Here is a 17,789-nt window from a genome sequence, read left to right as displayed (position 1 = left end):
ATATGACAGATAAAGAAATTTTTGACCGCGTCGTGACCATTATCCAAGAACGTCAAGGGGAAGACTTCGTAGTAACAGAAGCCTTGAGTTTGAAGGATGATTTAGATGCTGATTCGGTAGATTTGATGGAATTCGTACTAACCATTGAGGATGAATTCGGAATCGAAATTAGTGATGAAGAAATCGATCACCTCCAAAGTGTAGCAGATGTATTAAAAGCCATTAAAGATAAAATCTAACATAAAGCAACATGCAAGTCATGTTGTTTTTTTATTTCTCGAAAAAAGATAAGATGTTGAAGTTTTATAGTTGAGTTTACGAATAAAGAGATGAGAACAAAAAAGGAGGATTACTGATGTATGTGACCGGTCTTTATCCGTGGTTGATCAAGTGGTTTTTAAAATAAATTTGATTTAGCTGTTTATTTTAAAATGATTTCTCGAATAGACAAGTGAGAAGAAGAGGAAGGGGATTGCTTCATGTTTATGCCAATCATGTATCCATGGTTAATTAAGTGGTTTTTAAAATAAATTTGATTTAGCTGTTTATTTTAAAATGATTTCTCGAATAGATAAGTGAGAAGAAAAGGAAGGAGATTGCTTCATGTTTATGCCAATCGTGTATCCATGGTTAATTAAGTGGTTCTTAAAATAAATTTGATTTAGCTGTTTATTTTAAAATGATTTCTCGAATAGACAAGTGAGAAGAAAAGGAAGGAGATTAGAAATGATTATTTCAGTTATTTATCCAATTTGGCTTTTAAAATGGTTTAAAGGTTAGAAATCACAAATATAAAAATAAAGGAGAAAACAAATGACAAACTTTGATAAAATGGAACAGAACTTTGTAGCTCTTACGGAAGAAGAGCTAATGGAAGTGGATGGGGGAGTTGCTTGGGAGGTAGTCTCTGTGGGTATTGCAATTGGTTGGGGGATTTACCAAGTTGGTGAAGCTGCTGGTAAAACGTTCTACTATATTACTCATCCATAGTTTTTGATAAATATGAGCAAGAAAACATTTTGGATTATACTACTCGTTATTACAATTGTGGTGACTGCCGTTGGTTTAGGATTATCTGCATATAATTATTATGTTTTTGATAGACCTTTTTTCAATAGTACTACTAAAGGACTGTTGTCTGCGTTTGTTATGAGTGTATTGATGATTATTATTGGTGTATTAAAAGAAAACTAATTTTTATTATTAAAATGGAGGATAAACATGTCGAATTTACAAACTATTGAACAAAATTATACTACGTTAAGTGATGTTGAACTGCAAGAAGTCAATGGTGGAGGAGTAGTACTTTTAATTGGTGGTGGTATTTTGTCTGTTGGACTATTAGCTTGGGGTGCGTATAATGGTTATCAGTCTGCATCACGAGGTGGATAAAAAGCTAGTAAATTCTTTATAAGAAAGCAGGAGTCTGCAATGAAAACATTTTTATTAGGATTTGCTGAAGGTTATTTTATAGTGTCAGTCATTATCTATATCGCAACGTATTTGATTTTGAAAAAACCGATCAATACCTTGTTTTATCCAGAAAACTATCCAATTCTGCTTGGTCTGTTTTATGTAGGATACAAGTATCAAACAAAAGGAAGTAAGATTGGGAATTGATGGACCATCAAAATGGAGTTTGAGATGAAAGTCGTTCAAGTGTTACAAAAAGCTTGGCTAGAGTTTACTGTATGCTGCAGTTCGATGGTTTATATCATTGTTAGAATAGTGGCTGATGTAAACAAAATAAATCTACCTACATGGTTTGAATATTTTGATATACCTACGATTTCACTATTTGGGATGGCATTTATTTTACTTTATAGAAGTGAAGAAAAATGTGATAAAGGTTGATAAAATGAATTTGAACTTTGTGACTCCAGTATTAGGGCAATCTTGGGGAATGTTGGGGTATTAAGCTGATGAACCGTAGTTTAATTTTAGTTAGAAAGATATTCGTATGTTTAAAAAAGAAGTGATATTATTAGGGCTGCTTCTACTAGTACGTATTGTACTTTCTATCATGCAAGTTTTAATAGACTATAAACTATTGCTAGGAAAGTATAGTGTAAATTTCATGGAAATTTCAGATTTATTCTCTTATCCCCTACTTTTTTTAATCATTTACATAGCGGTAAAATATCATGCTATCCAGAAAATAAGAGGTAAAGAAGATAATCAGGATGGAAATGAATAAGACTTTAAAAATCTTTCTAACATTCCTTTTCTTATTTCTGATGAATATGTTTATTCTCAAGATACTAACAACACTTGGATTTCAGATGATAATGAGTGAAAAAGTTATCTTGTACCATCCTTGTTTTCATTTATAGTTTTGTATATGATTGACAAAAAAATTGGAAAAGGTAAGAAATATTAATCATTATATTTTCTAGGTAGGACGTTTGTTCTACCTATTTTTATTTATGAAAAAGTGCTGTTCAGGTGCAGTTATTGTTTTTTTAGAAATAATTTTCTTTTTGCTTCTTTGTTTGGATAAAATAATCTTACAAAGTTTTCTTTGGATATTGTTAGGAAAAGGAGTAGGATATGAAATTTAGTAAACGGCATTATCGTCCTCAGGTAGACCAGATGGACTGTGGTGTGGCTTCATTAGCCATGGTCTTTGGTTATTATGGTAGTTATTATTCTCTGGCTCACTTGCGAGAGTTGGCCAAGACGACCATGGATGGGACTACGGCTTTAGGTTTAGTCAAGGTTGCTGAGGAGATAGGTTTTGAGACGCGAGCAATAAAGGCGGACATGACCTTGTTTGATTTGCCGGATGTAACTTTTCCTTTTGTGGCTCATGTGCTTAAGGAAGGGAAATTGCTCCATTATTATGTGGTGACTGGCCAGGACAAGAACAACATTTATATTGCTGATCCAGATCCTAGTGTTAAGCTGACCAAGATTTCTCGTGAACGCTTTGCCAAGGAGTGGACAGGAATCACTATTTTTATGGCACCATCTCCGAGTTATAAGCCTCATAAGGAACAAAAAAATGGTCTGCTATCCTTTATCCCTATATTAGTGAAACAGCGAGGTTTGATTGTTAATATCGTTTTGGCGACCCTCTTGGTGACCTTGATTAACATTGTGGGTTCTTATTATCTGCAGTCTATCATTGATACTTATGTACCAGATCAGATGCGCTCGACACTGGGAATTATTTCGATAGGGCTAGTCATCGTTTATGTCCTTCAGCAAATCTTATCTTATGCCCAGGAGTATCTTTTACTTGTTTTGGGGCAACGCTTGTCCATTGATGTGATTTTGTCCTATATCAAGCACGTTTTCCATCTACCCATGTCCTTTTTTGCAACACGAAGGACAGGGGAAATCGTGTCTCGTTTCACGGATGCAAATAGTATCATCGATGCGCTGGCTTCGACTATTCTGTCAATCTTTTTGGATGTATCTACTGTCTTGATTATTTCAGTAGTTCTATTTTCGCAGAATAGCAATCTCTTTTTCATGAGTTTACTAGCCCTTCCTATCTACACAGTGATTATCTTTGCTTTTATGAAGCCCTTTGAAAAGATGAATCGGGAAACTATGGAAGCCAATGCGGTTCTGTCTTCTTCTATCATTGAGGACATCAATGGCATTGAGACCATCAAGTCCTTAACTAGTGAAAGTTCACGCTACCAAAAGATTGACAAGGAATTTGTAGATTATCTGAAAAAATCTTTTACTTACAGTCGGGCAGAAAGTCAGCAAAAGGCTCTGAAAAAGCTTGCCCAACTCTTGCTCAATGTTGCCATTCTCTGGATGGGGGCTCTCCTAGTCATGGATAATAAGATGAGTTTGGGCCAGTTGATTACCTATAATACCTTGCTTATTTACTTTACAAATCCATTGGAAAATATCATCAACCTGCAAACCAAACTTCAGACAGCGCAGGTAGCCAATAACCGTCTCAATGAAGTTTATCTGGTTGCATCTGAGTTTGAGGAAAAGAAAACAGTCTCAGATTTGAGCTTGCTAGAAGGAGATATGGATTTCAAGCAGGTTCACTACAAATATGGCTATGGCCGAGATGTCTTGTCGGACATCGATCTAACCATTGCGCAAGGCTCTAAAGTGGCTTTTGTAGGGATTTCAGGATCGGGTAAGACGACCTTGGCTAAGATGATGGTTAATTTTTATGATCCAAGTCAGGGGGAGATTAGCCTGGGTGGTGTCAATCTCAATCAGATTGATAAAAAGGCTCTGCGCCAGTATATCAACTACCTGCCTCAGCAGCCCTACGTCTTTAACGGAACGATTTTGGAGAATCTTCTCCTCGGAGCTAAGGAGGGGACGACCCAGGAGGATATCTTGAGAGCAGTGGAGTTGGCAGAGATTCGGGAGGATATTGAGCGCATGCCACTGAATTACCAGACAGAATTGACTTCGGATGGAGCGGGCATTTCAGGTGGGCAACGTCAGAGGATCGCTTTGGCGCGTGCTCTATTGACCGATGCGCCTGTCTTGATCTTGGATGAGGCGACCAGCAGTCTAGATATTTTGACCGAGAAGCGAATTGTCGATAATCTGATGGCTTTAGATAAGACCTTGATTTTCATCGCCCACCGTTTAACCATTGCTGAGCGGACAGAGAAGGTTGTCGTTTTGGATCAGGGAAAGATTGTCGAAGAGGGTACACATATGGAATTACTGGCTCAGGGTGGTTTCTATGCCCACTTGGTGAATAGTTAGAGAGGAGAAAAGATGCAATCAGAATTTTTAGAAAGTGCTGAGTTTTACAATCGTCGTTACCATAATTTTTCTAGTTATGTGATTTTTCCAAGTTTTATCTTGTTTTTGTTCCTGATCGTTTTTTCAATCTTTGCCCAAAAGGAGATAAGCTTGACAGCTGGAGCTACGGTAGAACCTGCTCGTATCATTGCTACCATTCAGTCTAGTAGTAATAGTAAGATTGTGGCGAATCATTTGGCTGAAAATAAGTTTGTCAAGCAAGGGGATCTTCTCGTTCAATACCAAGAGGGAGCAGAAGCCGTTCAGGCTGAGAATTATGCCAGTCAGTTGGAAATGCTCAAGGATCAGAAGGTTCAACTGGAGTATTTAAAAGCAAGCCTTCAAGCAGGAAGTGATCAATTTCCAGAAGCAGATAAATTTGGCTATCAGCATAGTTTTTTAGATTATCTAAATCAAGTTGCTAGTTTACGGAGTCAGGTTGAGCAACAAAATGCTAGTATATCATCTCAAAATGCAGCAGCCAGTGGTAGTCAGGCAGAATTAGGCAATCTCATCGGAGAAACCCAGTCCAAAATTAAAGAATATCAGCAAGCCAAGTCTGCTATTCAGGGTGATGGACACTTAGAGAGTGATCATCCAGCTTATGCTATTTATCAGTCGACAAAGGAGCAAGGATCGGAAACCAAACAGCAGGCCTTATCTCAGCTAGATGCTCAAATCACTCAGTTGGAGTCAACTCTTGCAGGTTATCGAGTACAGTATGCAGGTTCAGGAGCCCAGCAAGCTTATGCATCTGGATTGGGAAGTCAGTTGGAGTCATTAAAATCTCAGCAACTAGCCAAGGTAGGCCAGGAATTAACGCTCTTGGATCAGAAAATTCTTGAAGCGGAGTCGGGTAAAAAGATTCAAGGGAATCTTTTAGAGAAGGAGAAAATTACAGCAACAGAAGATGGTGTTCTACATTTGAATCCTGAGCATAGTCGATCTACCATCATTCCAGAAGGAACTATCCTCGCTCACCTTTTTCCGCAGTTGGCTAGAGAGAGGAAGGCAAAACTGACAGCTTATATCAGTTCTAAGGAAGTGGCTGGTCTCAAGCCTGGAAATGAGGTACGATTTACAACGGTAACGGATGCCAATAAGCAGCTAGTGTTGACATCCAAGATTACGAATATCGATACCAGTGCGACTCAGACAGAAAAGGGCAATTTCTTTAAATTAGAGGCAGAGACGGATTTGAATGCTGAACAAGCAGAAAAACTTCGTTATGGACTTGAAGGTCGTTTGACTATGATTACAGGTAGGAAGAGTTTTTTACGCTACTATCTTGACCGCTTTTTGAAACAAGAATAAAGTTCTCATTTTAACTCAAATCAATCTTAGAAAATCGCAAATGAAAATTCGTTTGCGATTTTTCTGTACTTTTTCAGATATGATATCAAATATAGTTCGTGAAATATTTGATTTTTAGTGTCTGTTGTGTTAGAATGATGTAAAGTAATACGAAAGGCGAACAAGAAAATGTCCAGTAAACTTATTTATACGGGAAAAGCTAAAGATATCTATACTACAGAAGACGAAAATGTGATTAAGTCGGTCTACAAGGACCAGGCCACTATGTTGAATGGAGCTCGTAAAGAGACCATTGAGGGTAAAGGTGTGCTGAATAATCAGATTTCGTCTCTTATTTTTGAAAAATTGAATGCTGCTGGTGTGGCGACACACTTTATCGAACGTATTTCTGACACAGAACAATTGAATAAAAAAGTAAAAATCATTCCTTTGGAGGTTGTCCTTCGTAACGTGACTGCGGGTTCTTTTTCTAAACGTTTTGGCGTTGAAGAAGGTTTGGACTTAAAAACTCCAATCGTTGAATTTTACTACAAAAACGATGATTTGGATGATCCATTCATCAATGATGAGCATGTCAAGTTCTTGGATATTGCCAATGATGAGCAAATTGCTTATATCAAGGAAGAAACGCGTCGTATCAATGAATTGTTGAAAGATTGGTTTGCACAAATTGGTCTTCGTTTGATTGACTTCAAATTGGAATTTGGCTTTGATAAGGATGACAAGATTATCTTGGCAGATGAATTCTCACCAGATAACTGCCGTCTTTGGGATGCGGAAGGGCACCATATGGACAAGGATGTTTTCCGTAGAGATTTAGGCAGTTTGACAGATGTATATAAGGTTGTATTAGAGAAATTGCAGGGCTTGAAGTAACTTGTTTGAAAGGTAAAACCTTCGTCTTCGATAACCTATTTGAATAGAAATAAAGGAAATAAAATGGATAAACGTATTTTCGTTGAGAAAAAAGCTGATTTTCGTGTAAAATCTCAGTCTTTAGTAAAAGAATTACAGCATAATCTTCAGTTGAAAACTTTGAAGGATCTTCGTATTGTTCAGGTTTACGATGTCTTTGGTTTGGCAGAGGACTTGTTTGCGCGTGCGGAAAAACACATCTTCTCTGAGCAAGTGACCGATACTGTTTTAGATGAAGCTGCGGTTAAGGTTGATCTTGATAATTATGCTTTCTTTGCTATCGAAAGTTTGCCTGGTCAATTTGACCAACGTGCGGCATCTTCACAAGAAGCTTTGCTGTTGCTTGGTAGTTCAAATGATGTAACAGTGAACACAGCGCAACTTTACTTGGTTAACAAAGATATTGATGTGAATGAGTTGGAAGCTGTCAAAAACTACCTTTTGAACCCAGTGGATTCTCGTTTCAAAGATATCACTGTTGGCATTGCGAAACAGGATTTCTCTGAGTCTGACAAGACCATTCCAAGCTTGGATTTCTTTGAAACTTATACGGCAGAAGATTTTGCTAAGTATAAGGCTGAGCAAGGATTGGCCATGGAAGTGGATGACCTTCTCTTCATTCAAGATTACTTCAAATCCATTGGACGGGTGCCAACTGAGACTGAGTTGAAGGTTTTGGATACTTACTGGTCTGATCACTGTCGTCATACAACTTTCGAAACTGAGTTGAAAAACATCGACTTCTCAGCTTCAAAATTTGAAAAACAATTGCAAGCTACTTATGACAAGTATATTGCCATGCGTGATGAGTTGGGACGTACCGAAAAACCTCAAACCTTGATGGATATGGCGACTATTTTTGGTCGTTATGAGCGTGCTAATGGTCGTTTGGAAGACATGGAAGTGTCTGATGAAATCAATGCCTGCTCAGTTGAAATTGAAGTGGATGTTAATGGTGTCAAAGAACCATGGCTTCTCATGTTCAAAAACGAAACTCATAACCATCCAACTGAGATCGAACCATTTGGTGGAGCGGCTACTTGTATCGGTGGTGCCATTCGTGATCCATTGTCAGGTCGTTCCTACGTTTACCAAGCCATGCGTATCTCAGGTGCTGGTGATATTACAGCTCCGATTTCAGAAACTCGTGCTGGTAAATTGCCACAACAAGTGATTTCTAAAACAGCGGCTCACGGTTATTCTTCATACGGTAACCAAATTGGTCTTGCAACAACTTACGTTCGTGAATACTTCCACCCAGGTTTCGTTGCTAAGCGTATGGAGCTAGGTGCAGTTGTCGGTGCGGCTCCTAAGGAAAATGTTGTCCGTGAAAAGCCTGAAGCTGGCGATGTGATTATCTTGCTCGGTGGTAAGACTGGACGTGACGGTGTCGGTGGTGCGACAGGTTCTTCTAAGGTTCAAACCGTTGAATCTGTTGAAACAGCTGGTGCTGAGGTCCAAAAAGGGAATGCCATCGAAGAACGTAAGATTCAACGTCTTTTCCGTAATGGGGAAGTAACACGTCTGATTAAGAAATCAAATGACTTTGGTGCTGGTGGTGTCTGTGTGGCTATCGGTGAATTGGCAGATGGTCTTGAAATTGATCTAGACAAAGTGCCATTGAAATACCAAGGTTTGAACGGTACAGAAATTGCCATTTCTGAATCTCAAGAACGGATGGCTGTAGTGGTTCGTCCAGAAGATGTGGATGCCTTCATTGCAGCATGTAACAAAGAAAATATTGATGCTGTTGTCGTTGCGACAGTAACTGAAAAACCAAATCTTGTCATGCACTGGAATGGTGAGACCATTGTTGATTTGGAACGTCGTTTCCTTGATACAAACGGTGTACGTGTGGTTGTAGATGCTAAGGTGGTTGACAAGGATGTCAAGCTTCCAGAAGAACGTCAAACATCTGCTGAAACCCTTGAAGCTGATACTCTTGAAGTCTTGGCTGACCTGAACCATGCCAGTCAAAAAGGATTACAAACCATCTTTGATAGCTCAGTTGGTCGTTCAACAGTCAATCACCCACTTGGTGGTCGTTACCAAATCACACCAACGGAAGCTTCTGTACAGAAATTGCCAGTTCAACATGGTGTGACAACAACTGCTTCTGTCATGGCGCAAGGATTCAACCCTTATGTAGCAGAATGGTCTCCATACCATGGTGCGGCTTATGCGGTCATCGAAGCAACTGCTCGTTTGGTTGCTGCTGGTGCAAACTGGTCTAAGGCTCGTTTCTCTTATCAAGAATACTTCGAGCGTATGGATAAACAAGCAGAGCGTTTTGGTCAACCAGTAGCAGCTCTCCTAGGCTCTATCGAAGCTCAGATTCAGCTTGGCTTGCCATCTATCGGTGGTAAGGACTCTATGTCTGGTACCTTTGAAGAATTAACCGTACCACCAACCTTGGTTGCTTTTGGTGTCACAACTGCAGATAGCCGTAAGGTTCTTTCTCCAGAATTTAAAGCTGCTGGTGAAAATATTTACTACATCCCAGGTCAAGCTTTGGCACAGGAAATTGACTTTGATCTTATCAAGTCTAACTTTGCTCAATTTGAAGCCATCCAAGCTGACCATAAAGTGACATCTGCATCAGCGGTCAAATATGGTGGTATCCTTGAAGCTCTTGCCCTTGCAACATTTGGTAACCATATCGGTGTCACTGTAACCCTTGAAAATCTTGAGGCTGCCTTGACAGCTCAATTGGGTGGATTCGTCTTCACATCTCCTGAAGAGATTTCAGGTGTTGCCAAGATTGGACAAACAGCAGCTGACTTTACACTTGCTGTCAATGGTGTAACGCTTGATGGACACAAGCTTGACAGTGCCTTCCAAGGTAAATTGGAAGAGGTCTACCCAACGGAATTTGCACAAGCAACTGAGTTGGAAGAAGTGCCTGCTGTGGCATCAGATGCTGTTATCAAAGCTAAAGAAACAGTTGAGACACCAGTGGTTTACATCCCAGTATTCCTAGGTACCAACTCTGAGTACGATTCAGCTAAGGCCTTTGAAAAAGAAGGTGCAAAAGTCAACTTAGTACCATTTGTCACACTTAACGAAGAGGCTATTGTCAAGTCTGTTGACACCATGGTTGACAATATCGAAAAAGCTAACATTATCTTCTTTGCAGGTGGCTTCTCAGCCGCCGACGAACCCGATGGATCAGCTAAATTTATCGTTAATATCTTGCTTAACGAAAAAGTGCGTGCAGCCATTGATAGCTTCATCGAAGGTAGTGGTTTGATTATCGGTATCTGTAACGGATTCCAAGCTCTTGTTAAATCAGGTCTTCTTCCATACGGTAACTTTGAAGATGCAAGCAGTACTAGTCCAACCCTCTTCTACAATGATGCCAACCAACACGTGGCTAAGATGGTTGAAACACGTATTGCCAATACCAACTCACCATGGCTTGCTGGAGTGGAAGTTGGTGACATTCATGCCATCCCAGTATCACATGGTGAAGGTAAGTTTGTCGTGACAGCTGAGGAATTTGCGGAGCTCCGTGATAATGGTCAAATCTTTAGCCAATACGTTGACTTCGAAGGAAAACCAAGCATGGATTCTAAATACAATCCTAACGGTTCTGTGAATGCTATCGAAGGGATCACCAGCAAGAATGGTCAAATCATCGGTAAGATGGGACACTCAGAACGTTATGAAGACGGTCTCTTCCAAAATATTCCAGGAAATAAAGATCAACATCTCTTTGCATCAGCGGTTAAATACTTTACTGGGAAATAAGACTATAGATGACTAAGACGATTGGTGTGTTTTGAGAAGAAAAATGAAAGTTTGTGAAATATTTGAATAAATTAATCGATATACCTGATGTTGAAAAAAAGATTCAATTGAAAAAATCGTTATCTAGAGAGATGAGAGTAATGAAGGAGGACTTAAAGCCAAGAAAGTGTTTGCTTTGTGATAAAGATACTACAAGTTTTTGCAACTCTCACACCATTCCACAGTTATCGTTAAAAAATATTTCTGATTCTGGCAAGTTGACTCAAGCTGGTTATTTAATAGGGAGTGATCTGTCAGATAATGATAAGGGAGTGAGCAATTCGGGAACGATACAAATTATTTGTCGTAAATGTGATTCTTTCTATTTTCAGGAATATGAAAATGAAATGAATCTTACGTCTTATCCTAGCGATAAAATGTTGTCACAAATTGCATTGAAAAATTTCCTTTTAGAACTAGTTAGAAGGAGGGAGGAAAAATATCATTTTGAAAAATCAATGTCTGATAATACAATTAAGAAGGCTTTATACTTAAGAATGCCTGAGATTTCTAATAAAACATTAGAGAATACATCTCAAAAAATAAAAGATCTTCATAATTCTTTTGATTATGATATTGAAGATTTTCAAAATGAAATTTTACTCCATAAAACTGCTATTGAAAACAATCTTAAAGGAGCATATCAAATTATTTTTCATGAGGTGCTCCCCTATAAGACACCGATAGCGTTTCAAGGCTCATTAACGTTGATTAGAGATATGTATGAATATCCAGTGAATGATACGAGTAACCATTCAAAAAATAATCGTATTCAGAAGTTGCACCTGGCTATTTTACCATTAAAAGAAAAGACGATGGTGCTAGCTTTTTATCATAAAAGGGATTGGAAATATAGATCTCTAAAAAGTCAGTTCAATAGTAGCGATCGATTGAAGAAACTGGATTTTCTTAATTATTTAATATTTGCTTACACTGAAAACTATTACTTTAGTCCGACAATTAAAGAAAAAATTAGAACAAATGGGAAGCTTGTGCTACTTAGTCAAGAACTTTTCGGTGACCCTAATTTGGGTCAGTATGTAGGTGTTGATAGTTATAAGAGAGTCGAGCCAGATGAAATTCCTAATTTTCTTTTAGAAGAGTGGGCTATAATGTAAAAATAAAAGGTATATAAAATGACATACGAAGTAAAATCTCTTAATGAAGAATGTGGTGTTTTTGGTATCTGGGGCCACCCAGATGCTGCCAAAATGACCTATTTTGGACTCCATAGTCTTCAGCACCGTGGTCAGGAGGGGGCAGGGATCCTTTCCAATGACCATGGACAATTGAAGCGTCATCGTGATATGGGGCTTTTATCAGAAGTCTTCAAAAATCCTGCTAATTTGGATAAATTGACAGGAACCGGAGCGATTGGACATGTGCGTTATGCGACTGCGGGAGAAGCTTCTGTAGATAATATCCAACCTTTCCTCTTCCGCTTTCACGATATGCAGTTTGGTTTGGCTCATAACGGGAATTTGACCAATGCAGAATCGCTCAAGCAAGAATTGGAACAAAGAGGAGCAATCTTTAGCTCGACTTCTGATTCAGAAATCTTGGCTCACCTTATTCGTCGTAGCCACAATCCAAACTTGATGGGGAAAATCAAGGAAGCGCTCAGTCTTGTTAAAGGTGGTTTTGCTTATCTCTTGATGTTTGAAGATAAGTTAATTGCAGCGCTTGATCCAAATGGGTTCCGTCCTCTGTCAATCGGGAAAATGGCCAATGGAGCAGTAGTCGTTTCCTCTGAAACCTGTGCCTTTGAAGTCATCGGTGCTGAGTGGATTCGCGACGTGAAACCAGGCGAGATTGTCATTATTGATGATAGTGGTATCCAGTATGACAGTTATACAAACGATACTCAGCTGGCAATTTGTTCCATGGAGTACATCTACTTTGCCCGTCCCGACTCGAATATCCATGGTGTCAATGTTCATACAGCTCGAAAGCGAATGGGAGCTCAATTGGCACGTGAGTTCAAGCATGAAGCTGACATTGTAGTTGGGGTACCAAATTCCTCACTCAGCGCAGCTATGGGATTTGCCGAAGAATCAGGTCTGCCAAATGAAATGGGCCTTATCAAGAACCAATATACACAACGGACCTTTATCCAGCCGACTCAAGAATTGCGCGAGCAAGGAGTTCGAATGAAATTGTCTGCCGTTTCTGGTGTCGTTAAAGGCAAACGTGTGGTCATGATTGATGACTCCATTGTACGTGGAACAACATCACGTCGTATTGTCCAACTCTTGAAAGAAGCGGGGGCATCAGAAGTTCACGTTGCCATTGGGAGTCCTGCTCTTGCCTACCCATGCTTCTACGGGATTGATATTCAGACACGTCAGGAGTTGATTGCGGCTAATCATACCGTTGAGGAAACTTGCCAAATCATTGGTGCGGATAGTCTGACTTATCTTTCTATTGATGGATTGATTGACTCTATTGGGATTAAAACAGATGCGCCAAATGGCGGTCTTTGTGTGGCTTACTTTGATGGGAAATATCCAACTCCTCTCTATGATTATGAAGAAGAATATCGTAGAAGTTTGGAAGAAAAAACGAGTTTTTACAAATAAAATTCCCCATTGAAGGAAAGGAAAAGGAAAAAACAAATGACAAATAAAAATGCTTACGCGCCATGTCTCACTACTGACTAAAAGCTAAAGCATTTGTCAGTAGACGCTTTCTCCTATGGGACCAAAGCTAGAGACCTGACTAGTATTTTTAGATAAAATAATTGTTTATCTAAAAATACGTCGCAGTCTTTCTCAAAAAAAGAAAAGGAATGAATAAAATGACAAATAAGAATGCTTATGCGCAGTCTGGTGTGGACGTTGAAGCGGGTTATGAAGTTGTTGAACGTATCAAAAAACACGTTGCCCGTACAGAGCGTGCAGGTGTTATGGGAGCTCTTGGTGGTTTCGGTGGTATGTTCGACCTTTCAAAAACAGGTGTCAAAGAACCTGTTTTGATCTCAGGAACTGATGGTGTCGGAACTAAACTCATGCTTGCTATCAAGTACGACAAACACGATACCATCGGTCAAGACTGTGTGGCTATGTGTGTCAATGATATCATCGCTGCAGGTGCAGAGCCTCTTTACTTCCTAGATTATGTAGCGACTGGGAAAAATGAACCAGCTAAACTAGAACAAGTCGTTGCTGGTGTAGCTGAAGGTTGTGTGCAAGCTGGTGCTGCCCTTATCGGTGGTGAAACGGCTGAAATGCCTGGTATGTATGGTGAAGATGACTATGACTTGGCTGGTTTCGCAGTAGGTGTAGCTGAAAAAAGCCAAATCATCGACGGTTCAAAAGTAGCAGAGGGAGACGTCCTTCTCGGACTTGCTTCCAGTGGTATCCACTCAAATGGTTACTCGCTCGTCCGTCGTGTCTTTGCTGATTACACAGGTGAAGAAGTTCTCCCAGAATTGGAAGGGAAGAAACTTAAAGACGTTCTTTTGGAACCAACTCGTATCTACGTCAAAGCAGCATTGCCACTCATCAAAGAAGAATTGGTCAACGGAATTGCCCACATCACAGGTGGTGGTTTCATCGAAAATGTACCACGTATGTTCTCAGATGACTTGGCTGCTGAAATTGACGAAAGCAAAGTCCCAGTCCTTCCAATTTTCAAAGCTCTTGAAAAATATGGCCAAATCAAACACGAAGAGATGTTTGAAATCTTCAACATGGGTATCGGTCTCATGCTTGCGGTTAAACCAGAGAATGTGGAACGTGTCAAAGAACTTCTTGACGAACCTGTTTATGAAATCGGTCGGATTGTGAAGAAGACGGATGCAAGTGTGGTGATTAAATAATGGCTAAAAAAATTGCTGTTTTTGCCTCTGGTAACGGCTCAAACTTTCAGGTGATTGCGGAACAATTTCCAGTAGAATTTGTTTTTTCAGATCACAGGGATGCCTATGTCTTAGAGCGTGCCGAAAAGCTTGGTGTTTTATCTTATGCCTTTGAACTTAAAGAGTTTGAGAACAAGGCAGACTATGAAGGAGCCATTGTCGAACTCTTGGATGAACACCAGATTGACTTGGTTTGTCTTGCAGGTTACATGAAAATCGTCGGCCCAACCTTGCTAGCAGCTTATGAAGGCCGTATCATCAATATTCATCCAGCTTATCTCCCTGAATTTCCAGGCGCTCATGGTATTGAGGATGCTTGGAATGCAGGCGTTGACCAGTCTGGCGTGACTATTCACTGGGTGGACTCTGGTGTTGATACCGGTAAGGTCATCAAACAAGTCCGTGTGCCACGCCTTGAAGGGGATACCCTTGATACTTTCGAGACTCGCATCCACGAAACAGAGTACAAACTTTATCCAGAAGTCTTGGATTGTTTGGGAGTGGAGAGGAAATTATGAAAAAACCACAAGCCAAAGGATATTTATTAGAAATTGTACTGGCTAAGTTATTAAAAGTTAACGGATATGATTTAGTAACGAGTACCGATAATGAGATTGTAGATTTACCTAGGAATGGCCTAAATATCAAGGGGAGAGGTGGTTACCATCAATTTGATTCGTTAGGAACGTTTCGTATTACACCACCATTTGTATATCCTATACGTTTATTTTTAGAGGCTAAATTTTATACCAGTAATAAGGTAGGTATAGATAGAGTTAGAATGGGAATAGGTATTCTACAAGACGTAAATACTAATTATTCTACAGTTGAGATGACTAGTCAAGAGTTAAAGTTGCCTAAATATCATTATAATTATGCTCTTTTTTCGACATCGGGATTTACAGATGCTGCTCAAAGATTGGCTATAGCTCATAAGATTTATTTAATGGATTTATCATCTGGCTATTATAGCTGGATCAGGGATTTTATAAATCAAATTGTAGATAGATTGTTTTCCATTCACAATATTCGCAATGATATTAGTAGCGATATTTTTAATAACTTTAAAGAGGATTTTTCTAGGTGGATTAATAGTTTAAGTTATGATCAACTAAATAGCTGGTTTGATTTTGACAGTCGCCAACCAATTGTGCATGAATTTGTAGATAAATTGCAAAATGTTGGAAGTATTTATATAGCGAGCACAAAGAGTTCACAAATTATAGCGCTTATACCTAATGACGATGAAAAGTTTCGTGATTCATTACGTAGAAATCCGCATCAAGAAGTAACAATCACATGGAATGAAAATGAGAATGATGTATGGCTAATTAGACCAACTAGAGATTATAAACAGTATGAGCTTACATTTCAATTACCTTCGGTTATTCGAGATTATATTTTCAATAATTCAGCAAATCAATATGAAAATGCTTATAACGAAAAAAACAGAAGTTTTGGGGTGCTATCATTTATTGCTTATATTGATGAGGAAAATCCTACTTTGTGCACATTAAAATTTGACGAAGAAGAAACTAGAGAATTTGTAGAACAGTTAAGATTGGAGAATAATAATGACTAAACGTGCACTAATTAGTGTTTCAGACAAAGCGGGCATCGTTGAATTTGCCCAAGAACTTAAAAAACTTGGTTGGGATCTCATCTCGACAGGTGGGACCAAGGTTGCCCTTGATAATTCTGGTGTTGATACCATTGCTATCGACGATGTGACTGGTTTCCCAGAGATGATGGATGGTCGTGTGAAGACCCTTCACCCAAATATCCACGGTGGTCTTCTTGCTCGTCGTGATCTCGATAGTCACCTAGAGGCTGCTAAGGACAACAAGATTGAATTGATCGACCTTGTTGTGGTCAACCTTTACCCATTCAAGGAAACGATTCTTAAACCAGATGTGACTTACGCTGATGCGGTTGAAAACATCGATATCGGTGGACCATCTATGCTTCGTTCAGCAGCTAAAAACCACGCTAGCGTCACAGTTGTGGTAGACCCTGCTGACTACGCTGTTGTTCTTGACGAATTGACAGCAAACGGCGAAACAAGCTACGAAACTCGCCAACGTTTAGCAGCTAAAGTCTTCCGTCATACAGCAGCTTATGATGCTTTAATCGCAGAATACTTCACAGCTCAAGTAGGGGAAAGTAAACCTGAGAAACTCACTTTGACTTATGACCTTAAGCAACCAATGCGTTACGGTGAAAACCCGCAACAAGACGCTGACTTCTACCAAAAAGGTTTGCCAACGGCTTACTCGATTGCATCAGCTAAACAGCTTAACGGCAAGGAATTGTCCTTTAACAATATTCGCGATGCAGACGCTGCTATCCGTATCATCCGTGATTTCAAAGACCGTCCAACAGTTGTGGCTCTCAAACACATGAATCCATGTGGGATCGGTCAAGCTGACGATATCGAAACTGCTTGGGATTACGCTTATGAGTCTGATCCAGTGTCTATCTTTGGTGGTATTGTCGTTCTCAACCGTGAAGTAGATGCTGCGACAGCTCAAAAAATGCACGGTGTTTTCCTTGAAATCATCATCGCACCAAGCTATACGGATGAGGCGCTAGCTATTTTGACTAATAAAAAGAAAAACTTGCGAATCCTTGCCTTGCCATTTGATGCTCAAGAAGCGAGCGAAGTAGAAGCAGAATACACAGGTGTTGTTGGTGGTCTCCTCGTTCAAAACCAAGACGTTGTCAAAGAAAGTCCAGCTGACTGGCAAGTGGTGACTAAACGCCAACCAACTGAGACAGAAGCGACAGCTCTTGAGTTTGCTTGGAAGGCTATCAAGTACGTCAAATCTAACGGTATCATCGTGACCAATGACCACATGACACTTGGTGTTGGCCCAGGTCAAACCAATCGCGTGGCTTCAGTCCGCATCGCTATTGACCAGGCTAAAGACCGTCTTGATGGCGCTGTTCTTGCTTCAGACGCCTTCTTCCCGTTTGCTGATAATGTGGAAGAAATTGCTAAAGCAGGTATTAAGGCCATCATCCAACCGGGTGGATCAGTCCGTGACCAAGAATCCATCGAGGCTGCTGATAAATACGGCTTGACTATGGTCTTCACAGGAGTGAGACATTTTAGACATTAAGAAAATAAAAGGGAAGAAAACAGTTTCTTTCCTTTTTTTGATTAAAA

Annotated in this window: 16 protein-coding genes; all 16 read left to right on the top strand. The window is 39.6% G+C overall.

Annotated elements, in window-relative coordinates; translation table 11 throughout:
* Positions 1-2 precede the first annotated feature (2 nt).
* The 16 genes from AAFQ93_RS01685 to purH all read left to right on the top strand — a co-directional run bounded on the left by AAFQ93_RS01685 (position 3) and on the right by purH (position 17,742).
* Positions 3-239: an acyl carrier protein gene (locus tag AAFQ93_RS01685; protein ID WP_000130002.1), complete on the top strand. Its 237-nt coding sequence runs from the start codon at positions 3-5 to the stop codon at positions 237-239.
* 574 nt (positions 240-813) lie between these two features.
* Entirely contained in the window at positions 814-990 is a 177-nt protein-coding gene (locus AAFQ93_RS01680) for a class IIb bacteriocin, lactobin A/cerein 7B family (RefSeq protein ID WP_049526785.1), read from the top strand.
* A 231-nt stretch (positions 991-1,221) separates the two neighbouring features.
* Positions 1,222-1,392, top strand: coding sequence for a H354_08695 family bacteriocin-like peptide (locus tag AAFQ93_RS01675; RefSeq protein ID WP_000067700.1), 171 nt, complete (start codon positions 1,222-1,224; stop codon positions 1,390-1,392).
* Positions 1,393-1,431: 39 nt separating this feature from the next.
* Complete coding sequence (locus AAFQ93_RS01670; protein ID WP_049531126.1) at positions 1,432-1,620, top strand: hypothetical protein; 189 nt, start codon at positions 1,432-1,434, stop codon at positions 1,618-1,620.
* Positions 1,621-1,644: 24 nt separating this feature from the next.
* The gene (locus AAFQ93_RS01665) at positions 1,645-1,854 is read left to right on the top strand and encodes a bacteriocin immunity protein (protein WP_223140351.1); all 210 of its coding nucleotides are present in this window, start codon (positions 1,645-1,647) and stop codon (positions 1,852-1,854) included.
* A 106-nt stretch (positions 1,855-1,960) separates the two neighbouring features.
* Positions 1,961-2,197: a hypothetical protein gene (locus tag AAFQ93_RS01660; protein ID WP_223140350.1), complete on the top strand. Its 237-nt coding sequence runs from the start codon at positions 1,961-1,963 to the stop codon at positions 2,195-2,197.
* 353 nt (positions 2,198-2,550) lie between these two features.
* The gene (gene comA / locus AAFQ93_RS01655; protein WP_375555448.1) at positions 2,551-4,704 is read left to right on the top strand and encodes a peptide cleavage/export ABC transporter ComA; all 2,154 of its coding nucleotides are present in this window, start codon (positions 2,551-2,553) and stop codon (positions 4,702-4,704) included.
* Between the two features lie 12 nt (positions 4,705-4,716).
* On the top strand, positions 4,717-6,057 hold the full coding sequence (locus tag AAFQ93_RS01650; protein ID WP_001190313.1) for a bacteriocin secretion accessory protein: 1,341 nt from the start codon (positions 4,717-4,719) through the stop codon (positions 6,055-6,057).
* Positions 6,058-6,225: 168 nt separating this feature from the next.
* Positions 6,226-6,933, top strand: a complete 708-nt coding sequence (purC, locus tag AAFQ93_RS01645; protein ID WP_375555447.1) for a phosphoribosylaminoimidazolesuccinocarboxamide synthase — start codon at positions 6,226-6,228, stop codon at positions 6,931-6,933.
* A gap of 63 nt (positions 6,934-6,996) precedes the next feature.
* Positions 6,997-10,722: a phosphoribosylformylglycinamidine synthase gene (locus tag AAFQ93_RS01640; protein WP_375555446.1), complete on the top strand. Its 3,726-nt coding sequence runs from the start codon at positions 6,997-6,999 to the stop codon at positions 10,720-10,722.
* A 53-nt stretch (positions 10,723-10,775) separates the two neighbouring features.
* Positions 10,776-11,879 carry a hypothetical protein gene (locus AAFQ93_RS01635; RefSeq protein ID WP_223140345.1) on the top strand — a complete coding sequence of 368 codons (1,104 nt, stop codon included), beginning with the start codon at positions 10,776-10,778 and terminating at the stop codon, positions 11,877-11,879.
* Positions 11,880-11,897: 18 nt separating this feature from the next.
* Complete coding sequence (gene purF / locus AAFQ93_RS01630) at positions 11,898-13,340, top strand: amidophosphoribosyltransferase (protein WP_375555445.1); 1,443 nt, start codon at positions 11,898-11,900, stop codon at positions 13,338-13,340.
* Positions 13,341-13,558: 218 nt separating this feature from the next.
* Entirely contained in the window at positions 13,559-14,581 is a 1,023-nt protein-coding gene (purM, locus tag AAFQ93_RS01625; RefSeq protein ID WP_036756560.1) for a phosphoribosylformylglycinamidine cyclo-ligase, read from the top strand.
* On the top strand, positions 14,581-15,138 hold the full coding sequence (gene purN / locus AAFQ93_RS01620; protein WP_375555444.1) for a phosphoribosylglycinamide formyltransferase: 558 nt from the start codon (positions 14,581-14,583) through the stop codon (positions 15,136-15,138). The genes purM and purN overlap by 1 nt, the downstream gene beginning before the upstream one ends.
* The gene (locus tag AAFQ93_RS01615; protein ID WP_375555443.1) at positions 15,135-16,202 is read left to right on the top strand and encodes a hypothetical protein; all 1,068 of its coding nucleotides are present in this window, start codon (positions 15,135-15,137) and stop codon (positions 16,200-16,202) included. Before purN ends, AAFQ93_RS01615 begins: the two co-directional genes overlap by 4 nt.
* Complete coding sequence (gene purH / locus AAFQ93_RS01610; RefSeq protein WP_375555442.1) at positions 16,195-17,742, top strand: bifunctional phosphoribosylaminoimidazolecarboxamide formyltransferase/IMP cyclohydrolase; 1,548 nt, start codon at positions 16,195-16,197, stop codon at positions 17,740-17,742. Before AAFQ93_RS01615 ends, purH begins: the two co-directional genes overlap by 8 nt.
* Positions 17,743-17,789 lie beyond the last annotated feature (47 nt).

The sequence above is a fragment of the Streptococcus nidrosiense genome (assembly GCF_042140045.1).
GTDB classification, from domain to species: Bacteria; Bacillota; Bacilli; order Lactobacillales; family Streptococcaceae; genus Streptococcus; species Streptococcus nidrosiense.
This window is presented reverse-complemented; position numbering and strand designations above follow the sequence as displayed.